Here is a 16,040-nt window from a genome sequence, read left to right on the forward strand (position 1 = left end):
GGACGAGCACGTGGCGCACCGCGAGGCGCGTCTTCGCTTCGACGGTCGGTCGGACGAGCACGCGGTGTCTTCGCGGCAAACCCCTCGCGCTTCGGTGCGTCGGCTTTACCGCCGGCGCGCGGACGCGGCGCGGCCGCCTTTTCCGCCGGAGCGGGCCGCTCGGCGGGCGCCGGACGCGGAGTCTTTCGGGCCGACGGGCTGCCGGCACGAACGGGAGCGCGGCTCGGCGATGTCGGGCGCGGATGCTTGGCTGTCAGTTTGGCACGCATAAAGTCTCACACTGCGATCGCGCGCAGCAGCTCGGTTTCCAGCTGAATCTGCAGGCGGTTATCGGAAAGGCCGCGGCCGTCGAGCAGGAACACGTCCTCGACGCGCTCGCCGAGCGTATTGATCCGCGCCGCATGGACGCCGATCCGATGCTCCGCCAGCACGCGCGCGATCGAATAAAGAAGCCCCGGCCGGTCGTTGGCCGACACGGACAGGATGTAGTACTGCCCGCGCTCGTCGGCTCGCAAGTCGACGCGCGGGGTAATCGGGAATGTCCGCGACAACCGCGAAAGGCGGCCCTTGGACGGTTCGGGCAACGGCGTATCGGACGAGAGCCGCGTGGCGAGCTGCTGCTCGACGAGGTTCGCGATGTCGCGATATTGCACATCGTCGTCGGTGCGCGCGACGATGAAGTTATCGAGCGCATAGCCGTGGCGCGTGGTACTGACGCGGGCGTCGAGCACCGACAAGCTGTTGCGGTCGAAGTACGAGCAAATTCCGGCGAACAGGTCGGACCGGTCGGGCACATAGACGAGCACCTGCAGCGCCTCGCCGATCGGGGACGGCCGTGCCCGTACGATCGGCGCCTCCGTGCGCACATGCCGATGGAGCACACGCGTTTGCCAGGCGATATCGGCCGCGTCGTGACGCAGGAAGTAGCCGACGTCGAGTTCGTCCCACAGTGCCCGATGCGCGTTTTCGGGCACCGTCTCGAGCCGCAGCAGGGCGAGCGCTTCTTCCTTGCGCGTCTTGATCTCGGAATGCTCGTCGGGGCGCGCGCCGCCAAGGACGGCCAGCGTCATCCGGTACAGATCCTCGAGCAGCTTGCCTTTCCACGTGTTCCAGACTTTCGGGCTCGTACCCCGGATGTCGGCGACGGTCAGCAGATAGAGCGCCGTCAGCCGGCGTTCGTCGCCGACGAGTTCGGCGAACTGCTTGATGACTTCCGGGTCGCTCGTATCCTGTTTTTGCGCCACCTGGCTCATCGTCAGGTGATGCTGCACGAGCCAGACGACGAGCGCCCCATCATCCGCCGCCATGCCGTGGTCGCGGCAGAAGCGCCGCGCGTCCGCCATGCCGAGCGTCGAGTGATCGCCCCCGCGGCCTTTGGCGATGTCGTGAAACAGCGCCGCGACATAGAGCACCCATTGCCGCTCGAAGTTGGCCATCAACTGGCTGCAGAACGGATACTCGTGCGCGTGCTCGGCAAGCGCGAAGCGGCGCAGGTTTCGCAGCACCATCAGAATGTGCTGATCGACCGTGTAGACGTGGTAAAGATCGTGCTGCATCTGCCCGACGATGCGCCGGAAGTTCAGCAGATAGCGGCCGAGCACGCTCGTCTGATTCATGAGCCGCAGCGCGTGCGTAATGCCTTGCGGCTGCTTCAGGATTTCGATGAACAGCCGCCGGTTCTCCGGATCGCGCCGCCAGCGCGAGTCCATGATCTCGCGCGCGTTGTAGAGCGCCCGCAGCGTACGGGCCGAGAGCCCCTTCGTGCCCGGCGTCATCTCGTACAACAGGAAGGCCTCGAGAATGGCGGTGGGCGCGCGCTCGAACACGTCGTCGCTCGCGATCTCGATCATCCCTTGCTTTTCGACGAAACGGTCCGACAGCACGCGCGTGATCCCGCTCGTACGCGGGAACAGCTGCGCCTCGATGTTCTGGATGAGGATCGTCGCGAGCTGCGTGACGGCCTTTGCGGCCCAATAATAGCGGCGCATGAGCTGCTCGCTCGCGCGGCGCGCCTGAGTGGCGCTATAGCCGAAGCTTTCGGCCGCGGCCGTCTGCAGGTCGAAGACGAGCACGTCTTGGCGCCGGCCGGCGATCACGTGCAGCCGCGCGCGCAGCATCTTCAGGAAGGCCTCGTTGCGGCGCAGCTCGCGTGCTTCGCGGGCCGTGATGAGGCCGCGCTCGTCCAGTTCCTTCCAACTGCGCCCGAAACCCGCCGCGCGCGCGATCCAAAGGATCAATTGCAGATCGCGCAAGCCGCCGGGGCTTTCCTTGATATTCGGCTCGAGGCTGTAGGGCGTGTCCTGAAACTTCGCGTGGCGCTGGCGCATTTCCAGCACCTTGGCCTGGAAGAAGGCGCGCGGGTCGAGCGCGTCGTTGAAGCGCAGGACGAAATCCTGAAACAGCGCGGTGCTGCCCGTGATGCGCCTGGCTTCGAGCAGCGACGTCCGGACGGTCACGTCGTTGCCCGCTTCCTCGATGCATTGCGCGGCCGTGCGCACGCTGCTTCCGAGTTCGAGCCCCAGGTCCCAGGCCATGCCGATGAAGCGCTCGATGCGCGCGTCGAGTTCGGACGGCGCGTCATCGGGCAGCAGGACGAGGATGTCGATGTCGGAGAAGGGCGCCAGCTCGCCGCGGCCGTAGCCGCCGACCGCCACGAGCGCGGCGGAGTCCGGCAGTTCGCAGACGAGCCATGCGCGCCGCAGCGCATCGTCGGTCGTGCGCGAAAGCGTCTGCATGAGCGATTCGACGCGGCTCGCCGCTTTGAAGCGAGGGAGCAGGTCCGCTTTGGCGGCGCGGTAGTCGGCTTTGACCGAGGCGGGATCGGTGATGACGGCGGGGGCGCTCATAGGTTTAAGCGAACGGCGAGTAGCCGGTTGATACGTGCGTGGATAGGCGAAAGCGCGCCGCCGCTACGGGCGGCGCTTCGTCGATTCGTCGATTGAGGCCGCGCCGTGCCGCCGTTCAGGCCGCGACGGCGATCGACGGCTTGGCCGGCGTGCCCGCCGACACGGTCAGCACGTCGTACCCCGTGTCGGTCACCAGTACCGTATGCTCCCATTGCGCCGACAGGCTGCGGTCCTTCGTCTTGACCGTCCATTGGTCGGGCATCGTGCGGATTTCGCGGCGCCCGGCGTTGATCATCGGCTCGATCGTGAAGATCATGCCCTTTTGCAATTCGAGCCCCGTGCCCGGGCGGCCGTAGTGCAGGATCTGCGGATCCTCGTGGAACACCGTGCCGATGCCGTGGCCGCAGTATTCGCGCACGACGCTGTAGCCGCTCGCCTCGGCGTGGCGCTGGATCGCATGGCCGATGTCGCCGAGCCGCGCGCCGGGGCGCACCTGCTCGATTCCGAGCCACATGCATTCGTAGGTGATCTGCGTGAGGCGCTTGGCGAGGATCGAGCCCTCGCCGGCGATGAACATGCGGCTGGTATCGCCGAAGTAGCCTTCCTTGATGACGGTGACGTCGATGTTCAGCGCATCGCCGCTCTTGACGACCTTATCGCCCGGAATGCCGTGGCAGATGACGTCGTTGACCGAAATGCAGGTGGCTTTGGGGTAGGGCGGATAGCCGGGCGGCTGATAATTGAGCGGCGCGGGGACCGTGCCCTGTACGTCGAGCATGTAGTTGTGGCAAAGCCGGTCGAGCTCCGCCGTCGTCACGCCGGGCTGGACGAACGGGGTGATGTAGTCGAGCACTTCGCTCGCGAGACGGCATGCGACACGCATTTTTGCGATGTCGTCTTCGTTTTTGATCGAGGTAGCCATGGGTACGGGCCTGGAAACGGTGTGTACGTGAATGCCGGGATTATCGCACCATATGGGCCGCGTGGCAGACCGGAGCCGCCTGCGTCGTGCAGGGATGTGCGCTTTTCGCGCCGCCCGTGCGTTCCGGTATGTTGCGGTGCAGCGCAAGATCGCCGGCCAAAGCGGGCGTGCCGCGCGGCTTGAGGGTCTGCGCTCTCACGTGATATACTTTCGGGCTAGTCGTAGAAGTGCTTAGGTACAGAAACGGCTAGAAGAAAGAAGAGTAAGAAGTACCCGTTCGTAAGAAGTACCCATTCGCAAGCCGGCGCACCCAGGGTGCCGCGCCGCGATCCGCAAACGTTCGTTCTGCGAATGTTCGCCGACGCGGCCGGTACGGCAGCCGGCTTAAGACCCAACCCTCGCGGAGAATTTCATGGCAGTTACCATGCGTCAAATGCTGGAAGCCGGCGTCCACTTCGGTCACCAAACGCGCTTCTGGAACCCGAAGATGGCCCCCTTCATCTTCGGTCATCGCAACAAGATTCACATCATCAACCTCGAAAAGACGCTGCCGATGTACAACGACGCGCTGAAGTACGTGCGTCAACTGGCAGCCAATCGCGGCACCATCCTGTTCGTCGGCACGAAGCGCCAGTCGCGCGATACGATCGCGCAAGAAGCGCTGCGCGCCGGCATGCCGTTCGTCAACGCCCGCTGGCTCGGCGGCATGCTGACGAACTTCAAGACGCTGAAAGTGTCGATCAAGCGCCTGAAGGACATGGAAGCCGCGGTCGAGGCCGGTGAGCTCGAAAAGATGAGCAAGAAGGAAGCGCTCCTGTTCGAACGCGAAATCGCCAAGCTGCAGAAGTCGATCGGCGGCGTGAAGGACATGGGCGGCATTCCGGACGCGATCTTCGTCGTCGACGTCGGCTACCACAAGATCGCCGTGACCGAAGCGAACAAGCTCGGCGTGCCGGTCATCGCCGTGGTCGATACGAACCACTCGCCGGAAGGCATCGATTACGTGATCCCGGGTAACGACGACGCCAGCAAGGCAGTCGCGCTGTACACGGAAGGCGTGGCCGACGCGATCCTCGAAGGTCGTGCGAACGCGGTCAACGAAGTCGTGCAGGCTGCGCGCAGCGCCGACGGCGACGAGTTCGTCGAGGTGGGCGGGGAGCAGTAAAGCAACCCCGTCGCCGGCAAAAAAGGGGGCTCTCGATAGGCCCCCTTTTTTTAAGTGCCGGCGAAACGTGCGGCGCGATCGATGCGCCGCGAACGAATGCCTGCCGTTCGCATCGAAAGCGAGCGGCGTATGAAAGACAGACTCAAGGAGCGAATGATGGCGGCAATTACCGCAAGCATGGTGGCTGAACTGCGCGCGAAAACCGACGCGCCGATGATGGAATGCAAGAAGGCGCTGACGGAAGCCGACGGCGACATGGGCCGCGCCGAAGAGCTCCTGCGCGTCAAGCTCGGCAACAAGGCCAGCAAGGCCGCGTCGCGCGTCACGGCCGAAGGCGTGATCGCCTCGCACATCGGCGGCAACGCGGGTGCGCTCGTCGAACTGAACTGCGAAACCGACTTCGTCGCGAAGAACGACGATTTCATCGCGTTCACCAAGCAAGTGGCCGAACTCGTCGTCTCCCAAAACCCGGCCGACGTGGCCGCACTGTCGGCGCTGCCGCTGAACGGCCAGACGGTCGACGCCGTGCGCCTCGCGCTCGTCGGCAAGATCGGCGAAAACCTCTCGATCCGCCGCTTCTCGCGTTTCGAAACGTCGAACAAGCTGGCCGCGTACCTGCACGGCACGCGCATCGGCGTGCTCGTCGAGTACACGGGCGCGGACGAGCAAGTCGGTAAGGACGTCGCGATGCACATCGCGGCCATGAAGCCGGTTTCGCTGTCGTCGGACGATGTGCCGGCCGAGTTGATCGCCAAGGAGCGCAGCATCGCCGAGCAAAAGGCGGCCGAATCGGGCAAGCCGGCCGAAATCGTCGCCAAGATGGTCGAGGGCAGCGTGCAGAAGTACCTGAAGGAAGTGTCGCTGCTGAACCAGCCGTTCGTAAAGAACGACAAGCAGACGATCGAGCAAATGCTGAAAGCGGCAGGCTCGTCGGTGCAGAAGTTCGCGCTGTTCGTCGTCGGCGAGGGCATCGAAAAGCGTCAGGACGACTTCGCAGCCGAAGTGGCCGCGCAAGTCGCCGCCGCGAAGCAGCAGTAAGCGTCGCCAGTCAGTTTGCCGTACCCGTGGCGGGCGCCATGCTCGCCGCGGCGGGTTCGCCTAGCGAATCGATCCGGGTTAACCCGGCCCTCCGCCGTCATCCGGTTCAACCGGGTGCGGGCGGCGGCCGAGCTTGCCCGGGTCTATGTTTCACCCCTACAGTTCCACATTGTCGTGATCTCTTCGGCGCGATCGGATACCGCTATGCCCACAGCCTATAAACGCGTTCTTCTCAAACTCTCCGGTGAAGCTTTGATGGGCGACGATGCGTTCGGCATCAATCGCGCGACGATCGAACGCATGGTGGCCGATGTTGCCGAAGTCGTTCGGCTCGGCACCCAGCTGGCCGTCGTGATCGGCGGCGGCAACATCTTCCGCGGCGTGGCGGGCGGAGCGGCGGGCATGGACCGCGCGACGGCCGACTACATGGGCATGCTCGCGACGATGATGAACGCGCTCGCGTTGCAAGATGCCATGCGCCATGCGGGGATCGAAGCCCGCGTGCAGTCGGCGCTGCGGATGGACCAAGTCGTGGAGCCGTATATTCGCCCACGCGCGATCCGCCAGCTCGAGGAAGGCAAGGTCGTGATCTTTGCCGCCGGCACGGGCAATCCGTTCTTCACGACCGATACGGCCGCTGCGCTGCGCGGGTCGGAAGTCGGCGCGGAAGTCGTTTTGAAGGCGACGAAGGTCGACGGCGTATACTCCGCGGACCCGAAGAAAGATCCCACGGCAACGCGCTACGCGACGATCAGCTTCGACGAAGCGATCGTCCGCAACCTGCAGGTGATGGATGCGACGGCGTTCGCGCTGTGCCGCGACCAGAAGCTGCCGATTCGCGTGTTCTCGATCAACAAGGCGGGTGCGCTGAAGCGGATCGTACAAGGCGAGGACGAGGGCACCCTCGTCCACGTGTAAACTCTCGGAATATAAGCGGGGCGCATTTCCGCCCGCGGTGCTGCACGGGCCGCGCATGCGCGGATGCGCACAATGTTGAAGTTTTGGAGGTCTAAATGAGCGTAGCAGAGGTCAAAAAGAGCGCAGACCAGAAAATGCAGCGGACGATCGAAGCGTTCAAGAACGATTTGGCGAAAATCCGCACGGGTCGTGCGCATACGGGCTTGCTCGATCACATCCAGGTCGACTACTACGGCTCGGGCGTGCCCATCTCGCAGGTGGCCAACCTGACGCTCATCGATGCACGCACGATCGGCGTGCAGCCTTGGGAAAAGAAGATGGTGCAGGTCGTCGAGAAGGCGATTCGCGAGTCCGATCTGGGTCTGAACCCCGCCACGCAAGGCGATCTGATCCGCGTGCCGATGCCCGCGTTGACCGAAGAGCGCCGCCGCGAACTCACCAAGGTGGTGAAGAGCGAGGGCGAGACGGCGAAGGTTGCCGTGCGCAATTTGCGTCGCGACGCGAACGAACAATTGAAAAAGCTCGTCAAAGACAAGGAAATTTCGGAAGACGACGACCGTCGCGCAGGCGATGAGGTTCAAAAGCTGACGGACAAATTCGTCGCCGAGATCGACAAGCTCGTTCATTCGAAAGAAGCCGAGATCATGACCGTCTAAGGCTCGTGCGTCTTCCGTCTTTCGTTTTTGTCTTTTGTCTTTTGTGTCGACGCGTCCTTCTTTTTGTGCAGTTTGAGTCCCGGCGGCCATGACCTATACCAGCTCTACCGTTCGCGTGCCTGATATCGCGGCTGTGCCGCGGCATATCGCGATCATCATGGACGGCAACGGCCGTTGGGCGACGCAGCGGCGCTTGCCGCGCGTGGCCGGCCATACGCGCGGCGTCGATGCCGTTCGTACGGCCGTTGAAGAGTGTGCCCGCGCCGGCGTCGAATATCTGACGCTGTTTGCGTTCAGCTCCGAAAATTGGCGCCGTCCGGTCGAGGAAGTCTCGTTCCTGATGCGGCTGTTCGTCACCGCGCTCGAGCGCGAGGTCGGCAAGCTGCACGCCAACGGTATCCGGCTGCGCGTCGTCGGCGATTTGTCGCTGTTCGATACGCGCATACAGGATCTGATTCGCCGGGCAGAGACGAAAACGGCCCGCAATACGCGGCTGACCTTGACGATCGCGGCGAATTACGGCGGCCGGTGGGACATCATGCAAGCTGCCCGCAAGCTGGCCGAACAATCGGTCAGCGAGGGGCGAGTCGTCCCCTTCGACGAATCCGAGTTCGCGCAGCATCTCGCGCTCGCCTACGCGCCGGAGCCCGATCTGTTCATCCGAACGGGCGGCGAAACGCGCATCAGCAACTTCCTGCTCTGGCAGCTCGCCTATACCGAGCTGTACTTCACGGATGCGTACTGGCCCGATTTCGATGCCAAGACGCTGTCCGATGCCATCGCGTCGTACGCCCGCCGGGAGCGCCGGTTCGGTCGCACGAGTGCTCAGCTCGAGCCGCAATCTCAAGACGCATCTTCGCAAAACGCCGACTCCCTTCCATGCTGAAAGCCCGCGTCATCACCGCGGTCGTGCTACTGGCGGTGTTTCTGCCGGTCATGCTGTTCGCGCCCGTCGCGGCGTTCGGCGCGCTGCTCGCGTTCGCGCTCGTCCTGGCCGCCTGGGAATGGGCGCGCCTGTTGGGGCTGCCCGGGCTCGCGCCGGTCGCCTATGCGGTCGTCGCCGCGCTCGCGCTGGCCGCGAGCACGCGTCTGGGCCTCGGTGCGCATGCGGCGCGGCCGCTGCTCGAGGCGGCCGCCGTGTTCTGGATTCTCGCCGGCCCATTCGTGCTCGTGCGCAGGCCCACGCTCGCCCACGGTCCCTGGCGGCTGTTTCTCGTGGTTGCCGGCCTCGTCGTGCTCGTGGCCTGCTGGCACGCGCTGGTCGCCGCGCGCATTCTGGGCGTATCGTTTGTGCTGTCGGTGATGCTCGTGGTCTGGCTGGCCGATATCGGCGCATACTTTGCCGGCAAGGCGTTCGGAAAGCATAAACTCGCGCCGGCCATCAGCCCGGGAAAAACGTGGGAGGGCGCGATCGGCGGGTGGTTGGCCGTCATGATCGCGACCATCGCCGTCATGGCGTCGCACATGCTCGCTCCCACACTCGTGTCGGCCCTCGGCGAACGCATGGGGCCGGTGCGCATGCTGCTCGTACTGACGGTTCTGGTCGCATTCAGCATCGTCGGCGACCTGTTCGAATCGATGCTCAAGCGTCAAGCGGGCGTCAAGGATTCAAGCGCGCTGCTGCCTGGGCACGGCGGTGTGCTCGATCGCATCGACGCGCTGCTGCCGGTGCTGCCGCTGGCGATGCTGCTCATTGGCTAGGGGCCCACTAGACCCTAGAGGCCCAGGATTAGAGATATGAAAAAACGTCTGACTCTGCTCGGTTCCACGGGCTCGATCGGCGACAGCACGCTCGACGTCGTCGCCCGCCATCCGGAGCGGTACTCCGTGTACGCGCTCACCGCCCACCGCAACGGCGATAAACTCGTCGCCCAATGCCTGCGCTTTCAGCCGGAGGTGGCGGTCGTCGGTGACGCCGAGACAGCCGCGCGGGTCGAGGCGCAACTGAAAACGGCCGGTTGCAACACGCAGGTGGCCTACGGGGCCGATGCGCTGGTGCAGGCGGCGCAAAGCGGGCAGTGCGACACCGTCGTCGCGGCGATCGTCGGCGCCGCCGGCCTCGCGCCTACGCTGGCCGCGGCGCGCGCCGGCAAACGCATTCTGCTGGCGAATAAAGAGGCGCTCGTCATGTCGGGCGCGATCTTCATGGATGCGGTGCGCGATCATAGTGCAACGCTGTTGCCCGTCGACAGCGAGCACAACGCGATCTTCCAATGTTTGCCGCGCGACGTCGCCGAACACGGCGGCGTCACGAAAATCATCCTGACCGCCTCGGGCGGACCGTTCCGCACGCGCGAGCCGGCAACCCTCGTGGACGTCACGCCGGACGAGGCCTGCAAACACCCGAACTGGGTCATGGGCCGCAAGATCTCCGTCGATTCGGCCACGATGATGAACAAGGGCCTCGAGGTCATCGAAGCCCACTGGCTGTTCAACTTGGCGGGCGACCGGATCGACGTCCTGATTCACCCGCAAAGCGTGATTCATTCGCTCGTTTCGTACGCCGACGGTTCCGTCCTCGCGCAACTCGGCAACCCCGACATGCGCACCCCGATCGCTCATGCGCTCGCGTTTCCCGAGCGGATCGACTCTGGCGTGGCGCAGCTCGATCTCGCGCAGATCGCCTTGCTGCAATTCGAGAAGCCCGACTACGAGCGCTTTCCGTGCCTTGCGCTGGCGATGCAGGCCATGGCAGCCGGCGGGATTGCAAGCGCCGCGCTCAATGCGGCGAACGAAATTGCCGTCGACGCGTTCCTCGAGCGCCGAATCGGCTTCATGGATATCGCGCGCACGGTCGACACCGTGCTGGACGGCTTGTCCAACCGCACGCCGAGCGGCCTGGACGACGTGCTGAGCGCCGACGCCGACGCGCGCCGCGCGGCGCGCGAACTCATCGCCGGCCGCGGCCTTCTCGCGCACGCGGCCAACCGCACGGGCTCCGTCGATCGCGCGGTGCAGTGAGACGCCGATGAACCTGCTGATCGAGGTCGCCGCCTTCGCCGTTGCGATCGGCGTGCTCGTGGTGGTCCACGAGTACGGCCACTACAGCGTGGCGCGGCTGTGCGGCGTGAAGGTGCTGCGGTTTTCGATCGGCTTCGGGCGGCCGCTCTTGAGCTGGACCGGGCGCAAGACCGGGACGGAATGGACGATCTCGGCCATCCCGCTCGGGGGCTACGTCAAGATGCTGGACGAGCGCGATCCTGGGCCCGGCATCGAGAAATCCGATCTTCCCTACGCGTTCAACCGTCAACATGTGGCCAAGCGCATCGCCATCGTGCTGGCGGGGCCGCTCGCCAATTTCGTGCTGGCGGTGGTGCTGTTTTCGGTCGTCTTCGCCACGGGCGTGACCGAGCCCGTCGCCACGCTCGCGACGCCGCCGGCCGGTAGCGTCGCCGCCCGCGCGGGGTTCGAGGGCGGCGAAACCGTCGTGGCGATCGGCGACGAGCGCGGCGCAGACGTGGGAGCGGTGCGCTCGTGGTCGGATCTGCGCTGGAAGCTGCTCGACGCGGCCTTCGATCATCGGCGCATCGTGCTCCAAGCGCACGACGGCCGCGGCGTCTACGACTTCCAAGTCGACCTGCGCAACCTGCCCGAGCGCGACCTCGACGACGATTTTCTGACCAAGCTCGGTTTCGACCAAGGCGGCACGCTGACGGTTGCCGCGGTGGAGCCGGGCAGCGCCGCCGCGCGGGCCGGCTTGCAGGCGGGCGATACGCTGCGCACGGCGGGCGGTTCGGTGATCGACGGCGCGCAGGCGTTCATCGCCTACGTCAAAGCGCGCGCAGGGCGCCCGATCGTGCTCGGCATCGAGCGCGGCGAGCCCGGCCGGCAGCTTGCGCTGACGGTCGTGCCCGAGGCGCACGAGGATCTGCAGACGGGCACGACCGCCGGCCGCATCGGCGCCGCGCTCGAAACCCATGTGCAAACGGTGCGCGTGCGCTACGGGCCGGGCGAGAGCATCGCCCGCAGCGCGCGGCGCACCTGGGACATCGCCGTGTATTCGCTGCGGATGTTCGGGCGCATGTTGACGGGGCAGGCGTCGCTGAAGAATTTGTCGGGTCCCGTGACGATCGCGGACTACGCGGGCAAGAGCGCCCAGCTCGGCTGGGCACCGTTTCTTTCCTTCCTCTCGCTCGTCAGCATCAGCCTCGGCGTGTTGAACTTATTGCCGATTCCGGTATTGGACGGGGGGCATCTGTTATATTATTTGGTTGAAGCCGCAACCGGCAAAGCCGTATCGGAACGCTGGCAGCTCGTTTTGCAAAGGGCAGGCCTAGTGTGCATCGTCGTTTTGTCGGCGATCGCGCTCTTCAACGATCTGGCTCGTTTAATCCATTTCTAAAGTGTCCGGCGGTGCGCGCATGGCGCGGCCGCGGCGGACAGATGTAGCTAAAAACTCTGGGGATGCACGTTGTTCAAACCTCATCGCTTTGTTCCTAAGACGGTTGCGGTCGCGGCGCTCGCCGCTCACGGGCTCATCGCCCACGCGGCGACGGCGCCTTTCGTGGTCCAAGACATCCGGATCGAGGGCTTGCAACGGGTGGAGCCCGGCACGGTGTTCTCCTACCTGCCGATCAAACGAGGCGATACCTTCACGGACGACAAAGCGTCGGAAGCGATCCGCGCGCTCTACGCGACGGGCTTCTTCAGCGACGTGCGCATCGCGACGGAAGGCGGTGTCGTGATCGTCAACGTGGTGGAGCGTCCGGCCATCGGGGAGATCGACTTCTCGGGCCTGCACGAGTTCGACAAGGATGCGCTGACGAAGGCGCTCAAGAGCGTCGGCCTGTCGCCGGGCCGCTACTACGACAAAGCGCTCGTCGATCGTTCGGAGCAGGAGCTCAAGCGCCAGTACCTGACGCGCGGCTTCTACGCCGCCGAGGTCACGACCACGGTCACGCCGATCGACAACGGCCGCGTCTCGATCCTGTTCGCCGTGAACGAAGGTCCGAGCGCGAAGATCCGCCAGGTCAATTTCATCGGCAACAAGGCGTTCAGCACGAGCACGCTGCGCGACGAGATGCAGTTGTCCACCCCGAATTGGTTCTCGTGGTACACGAAGAACGATCTGTATTCGAAGGACAAGCTCACGACCGACCTCGAGAACGTCCGGAAGTACTACCTCAACCACGGCTATCTCGAATTCAACATCGAGTCGACGCAGGTTTCGATCTCGCCCGACAAGAAGGACATGTACCTGACGCTGACGGTGCATGAGGGCGAGCCGTACACGGTGTCGAGCATCAAGCTCGCGGGCAATCTGCTCGATCGCGGTCCGGAGCTGCAAAAGCTCGTCACGGTCAAACCCGGGCAGCGCTTCTCGGCTGACAAGCTGCAGGATACGACGAAGGCGATCGTCGACAAGCTCGGCGAGTACGGCTACGCGTTCGCGACGGTCAACGCGCAGCCGGAAATCGACCAGGTTCACCACAAGGTGGCCTTGACGCTGCAAGTCGATCCGAGCCGCCGCGTCTATGTACGCCACATCAATGTGACGGGCAACACGCGCACGCGCGATGAAGTTATTCGCCGCGAAATGCGTCAGCTCGAGAGTTCGTGGTTCGATTCGAGCCGCCTCGCGCTCTCGAAAGACCGGATCAATCGCCTCGGCTACTTCACCGACGTCGACGTGACGACGGTGCCGGTGCCGGGCACGGCCGACCAGGTCGACGTCGACGTCAAGGTCAAGGAAAAGCCGACGGGCGCGATCACGCTCGGCGCGGGCTTCTCGTCGACCGACAAGGTCGTGCTTTCGGCGGGGGTCTCGCAGGACAACGTGTTCGGTTCGGGCACGAGCCTTTCCGTAAACGTCAATACGGCGAAGTCGTACCGGACCCTGACGGTGACGCAGGTCGACCCTTACTTTACCGTTGACGGCATCAAGCGGATCACCGACGTCTATTACCGTACGACGCAGCCGTTGTACTACTCCACAAGTTCGAGCTTCCGGATCATCACGGTGGGCGGCGATTTGAAGTTCGGGATTCCGTTCTCGGAAGTCGATACGGTCTACTTCGGTGCCGGTCTCGAGCAGAACCGCCTCGACGTCGATAGCGCGACGCCGCAGGTTTATTTGGACTACGTGAACCAATTCGGCCGCGTTTCCAACAACGTGCCGTTGACGGTGGGCTGGTCGCGCGACGCGCGTGACAGCGCGCTGGTGCCGAGCCGCGGCTACTTTACGCAGGCGAACGCCGAATACGGCACGCCGGCCGGTGCGACGCAGTACTACAAGGCCGATTTGCAAGCGCAGTACTACTACTCGTTCGCGCGCGGCTTCGTGCTCGGCTTGAACTTCCAGGGCGGCTACGGCAACGGCATGGGCGGCAAGCCGTTCCCGATCTTCAAGAACTACTTCGCCGGCGGTATCGGGTCGGTGCGCGGCTACGAGCCGAGTTCGCTCGGTCCGCGCGACACGACGACGAACGATCCGATCGGCGGTTCGAAGATGGTCGTCGGCAACGTCGAGCTGACGTTCCCGCTGCCGGGCACGGGCTATGACCGGACGCTGCGCGTGTTCACGTTCTTCGACGGCGGTAACGTCTGGGGGACGGAAGGCGCGAGCGTCGGCGCGAACGGTCTGCGCTACGGCTACGGCTTGGGTCTCGCATGGATTTCGCCGATCGGTCCGCTCAAGATCAGCTTGGGTTTCCCGGTCACGAAGCATACGGGCGATCAATACCAGAAATTCCAATTCCAGATCGGGACGGCGTTCTAACGGCGCCATACCCTGTCCAGCATCGAGAGGAAGATTTTGCAAACTGGTACGTTTATCAGACGCGTGTTGGGTGCCGTGGTGCTAGCGGGGGCGCTCGCCGCGGTGGCCGGCGTCGCGCAAGCTCAAGAGGCCCGCATCGCAGCGGTCAATTCCGATCGCATCCTGCGTGAATCGGCGGCGGCCAAAGCTGCCCAGCTCAAGCTCGAAGCGGAATTCGCGAAGCGCGATAAGGATCTGCAGGACATGGCGAGCCGTCTGAAGACGCTGTCAGACCAGCTCGACAAGAACGGCGCATCGATGTCGGCGACGGACCGCGCGGCCAAGCAAGCCCAGCTGTCGCAGCTCGACAGCGATTTTCAGCGCAAGCAGCGAGAATTCCGCGAGGACTTGAACCAGCGCCGCAACGAGGAGCTGGCCGCCGTGCTCGAGCGGGCGAACAAGGTGATCAAGCAGATCGCCGAGCAGCAACACTACGATCTGATCGTGCAGGAAGCCGTCTACGTGAGCCCGCGTATCGACATCACCGATCAGGTGCTGAAAGCGCTCGCCGCCTCGAGCCCGGCCGCGACGAACTGAACGACGGAGTGGTACGCGAATGGCATTGACGCTCGAGCAAATCGCGCAGCGTTTCGGCGGCGAAATCGTCGGCGACGCGGCCTTGAAGGTCGCGGGCCTGGCGCCGCTCGATCAGGCGCAGCCGCATCAACTGGCGTTTCTCGCCAACCCGAAGTACCTGTCGCAAGTCGATACGACGCAGGCCGGCGCGGTTCTGATCGCGCCTGACGATTTGGCTAAGCTTCCTTCGCGCGAGGGACGTAACTTCATCGTCACGCCGAACCCGTACGCTTACTTCGCGCGGGTCGCCCAGTGGTTCATCGACTTGGCGGCGCCCAAAGCGGTGGCCGGCATCCATCCGAGCGCGGTCATCGATCCCGGCGCGCAGGTGGCGCCCGATGCCGTCGTCGGACCGCACGTCGTGATCGAGGCGGGTGCCGTTGTCGGCGCGCGAGCACGGATCGACGCGAACGTCACGATCGGGCGCGGCGCGCGCATCGGCGAAGATTCCCATCTGTACCCGAACGTGGCCGTCTACCATGGCTGCAAGATCGGGCTGCGCGCCATCGTGCACGCCGGGGCGGTCATCGGCTCCGACGGCTTCGGCTTCGCGCCCGATTTCGTGGGCGAGGGCGAAGCGCGTACGGGCAGCTGGGTCAAGATTCCGCAGGTCGGGGCCGTCACGATCGGTGCCGACGTCGAAATTGGCGCCAATACGACGATCGATCGCGGTGCGATGGCCGACACGGTCATCGAGGATTGCGTGAAGATCGACAATCAGGTTCAAATCGGCCACAACTGCAAGATCGGTGCGTATACCGTGATCGCGGGTTGCGCCGGGATCGCCGGCAGCACGACGATCGGCCGCCATTGCATGATCGGCGGGGCGGTCGGCGTCGCCGGGCACGTCACGCTGGCCGATTTCGTCATCGTGACCGCGAAATCGGGCGTGTCGAAGTCGCTGCTCAAGCCCGGCATCTACACGAGCGCATTCCCCGCCGTCGGCCACGCCGAATGGAACAAGAGCGCGGCGCTGATGCGCAATCTGGACAAGATGCGCGAGCGCATCAAGGCACTCGAAGCCACACTGGCCGAGCGAGGGGGCAACGCGTAAGGCAAGCGCCCGAGTACCGCACGGCGCGGCGGCGCTCGGGCAGCGGCGCATCCCAAGCGCCGCGATCGGTATCCGCAGTCAATCACCCGCGCGAGAACATTGCGTGGA

Annotated in this window: 13 protein-coding genes; 11 read left to right on the top strand and 2 right to left on the bottom strand. The window is 64.6% G+C overall.

Annotation, left to right across the window (positions count from 1 at the left end; all coding sequences use genetic code 11):
* Positions 1-275: 275 nt before the first annotated feature.
* Both DWV00_RS07850 and map read right to left on the bottom strand, forming a co-directional pair.
* A complete protein-coding gene (locus DWV00_RS07850) occupies positions 276-2,846 on the bottom strand; it encodes a [protein-PII] uridylyltransferase (protein ID WP_115533000.1) in 2,571 nt (856 codons plus the stop codon).
* Between the two features lie 115 nt (positions 2,847-2,961).
* A complete protein-coding gene (map, locus tag DWV00_RS07855) occupies positions 2,962-3,768 on the bottom strand; it encodes a type I methionyl aminopeptidase (protein ID WP_115533001.1) in 807 nt (268 codons plus the stop codon).
* 412 nt (positions 3,769-4,180) lie between these two features.
* On the opposite strand from map, the gene rpsB reads away from it, so the two are divergent.
* From rpsB to lpxD, 11 genes are all read left to right on the top strand, one after another.
* Positions 4,181-4,933, top strand: a complete 753-nt coding sequence (rpsB, locus tag DWV00_RS07860; RefSeq protein ID WP_115533002.1) for a 30S ribosomal protein S2 — start codon at positions 4,181-4,183, stop codon at positions 4,931-4,933.
* A gap of 156 nt (positions 4,934-5,089) precedes the next feature.
* Positions 5,090-5,971 carry a translation elongation factor Ts gene (gene tsf, locus DWV00_RS07865; RefSeq protein WP_115533072.1) on the top strand — a complete coding sequence of 294 codons (882 nt, stop codon included), beginning with the start codon at positions 5,090-5,092 and terminating at the stop codon, positions 5,969-5,971.
* A gap of 204 nt (positions 5,972-6,175) precedes the next feature.
* The gene (gene pyrH, locus DWV00_RS07870; protein ID WP_115533003.1) at positions 6,176-6,889 is read left to right on the top strand and encodes a UMP kinase; all 714 of its coding nucleotides are present in this window, start codon (positions 6,176-6,178) and stop codon (positions 6,887-6,889) included.
* A gap of 95 nt (positions 6,890-6,984) precedes the next feature.
* Positions 6,985-7,545 carry a ribosome recycling factor gene (gene frr, locus DWV00_RS07875; protein ID WP_115533004.1) on the top strand — a complete coding sequence of 187 codons (561 nt, stop codon included), beginning with the start codon at positions 6,985-6,987 and terminating at the stop codon, positions 7,543-7,545.
* 88 nt (positions 7,546-7,633) lie between these two features.
* Positions 7,634-8,431, top strand: coding sequence for a polyprenyl diphosphate synthase (uppS, locus tag DWV00_RS07880; RefSeq protein WP_115533005.1), 798 nt, complete (start codon positions 7,634-7,636; stop codon positions 8,429-8,431).
* Positions 8,425-9,246, top strand: a complete 822-nt coding sequence (locus DWV00_RS07885) for a phosphatidate cytidylyltransferase (protein ID WP_115533006.1) — start codon at positions 8,425-8,427, stop codon at positions 9,244-9,246. Before uppS ends, DWV00_RS07885 begins: the two co-directional genes overlap by 7 nt.
* Before the next feature lie 36 nt (positions 9,247-9,282).
* Entirely contained in the window at positions 9,283-10,506 is a 1,224-nt protein-coding gene (locus DWV00_RS07890; protein ID WP_115533007.1) for a 1-deoxy-D-xylulose-5-phosphate reductoisomerase, read from the top strand.
* A gap of 7 nt (positions 10,507-10,513) precedes the next feature.
* Positions 10,514-11,887: an RIP metalloprotease RseP gene (gene rseP / locus DWV00_RS07895; protein WP_115533008.1), complete on the top strand. Its 1,374-nt coding sequence runs from the start codon at positions 10,514-10,516 to the stop codon at positions 11,885-11,887.
* A gap of 69 nt (positions 11,888-11,956) precedes the next feature.
* The gene (bamA, locus tag DWV00_RS07900; RefSeq protein ID WP_115533009.1) at positions 11,957-14,263 is read left to right on the top strand and encodes an outer membrane protein assembly factor BamA; all 2,307 of its coding nucleotides are present in this window, start codon (positions 11,957-11,959) and stop codon (positions 14,261-14,263) included.
* A gap of 36 nt (positions 14,264-14,299) precedes the next feature.
* Positions 14,300-14,839, top strand: a complete 540-nt coding sequence (locus DWV00_RS07905; RefSeq protein ID WP_115533010.1) for an OmpH/Skp family outer membrane protein — start codon at positions 14,300-14,302, stop codon at positions 14,837-14,839.
* Between the two features lie 19 nt (positions 14,840-14,858).
* On the top strand, positions 14,859-15,932 hold the full coding sequence (lpxD, locus tag DWV00_RS07910) for a UDP-3-O-(3-hydroxymyristoyl)glucosamine N-acyltransferase (protein WP_115533011.1): 1,074 nt from the start codon (positions 14,859-14,861) through the stop codon (positions 15,930-15,932).
* Positions 15,933-16,040: the final 108 nt, after the last annotated feature.

Source organism: Trinickia dinghuensis (assembly GCF_003367175.1).
In the GTDB taxonomy this organism is placed as follows: domain Bacteria; phylum Pseudomonadota; class Gammaproteobacteria; order Burkholderiales; family Burkholderiaceae; genus Trinickia; species Trinickia dinghuensis.

Bases quoted from the DNA above. Each gene is read 5' to 3' on its own strand.
- pyrH (WP_115533003.1), top strand. From the start codon at position 6,176: ATGCCCACAGCCTATAAACGCGTTCTTCTCAAACTCTCCGGTGAAGCT.
- uppS (WP_115533005.1), top strand. From the start codon at position 7,634: ATGACCTATACCAGCTCTACCGTTCGCGTGCCTGATATCGCGGCTGTG.
- rpsB (WP_115533002.1), top strand. From the start codon at position 4,181: ATGGCAGTTACCATGCGTCAAATGCTGGAAGCCGGCGTCCACTTCGGT.
- rseP (WP_115533008.1), top strand. From the start codon at position 10,514: ATGAACCTGCTGATCGAGGTCGCCGCCTTCGCCGTTGCGATCGGCGTG.
- lpxD (WP_115533011.1), top strand. From the start codon at position 14,859: ATGGCATTGACGCTCGAGCAAATCGCGCAGCGTTTCGGCGGCGAAATC.
- DWV00_RS07850 (WP_115533000.1), bottom strand. From the start codon at position 2,846: ATGAGCGCCCCCGCCGTCATCACCGATCCCGCCTCGGTCAAAGCCGAC.
- DWV00_RS07885 (WP_115533006.1), top strand. From the start codon at position 8,425: ATGCTGAAAGCCCGCGTCATCACCGCGGTCGTGCTACTGGCGGTGTTT.
- tsf (WP_115533072.1), top strand. From the start codon at position 5,090: ATGGCGGCAATTACCGCAAGCATGGTGGCTGAACTGCGCGCGAAAACC.
- map (WP_115533001.1), bottom strand. From the start codon at position 3,768: ATGGCTACCTCGATCAAAAACGAAGACGACATCGCAAAAATGCGTGTC.
- frr (WP_115533004.1), top strand. From the start codon at position 6,985: ATGAGCGTAGCAGAGGTCAAAAAGAGCGCAGACCAGAAAATGCAGCGG.
- DWV00_RS07890 (WP_115533007.1), top strand. From the start codon at position 9,283: ATGAAAAAACGTCTGACTCTGCTCGGTTCCACGGGCTCGATCGGCGAC.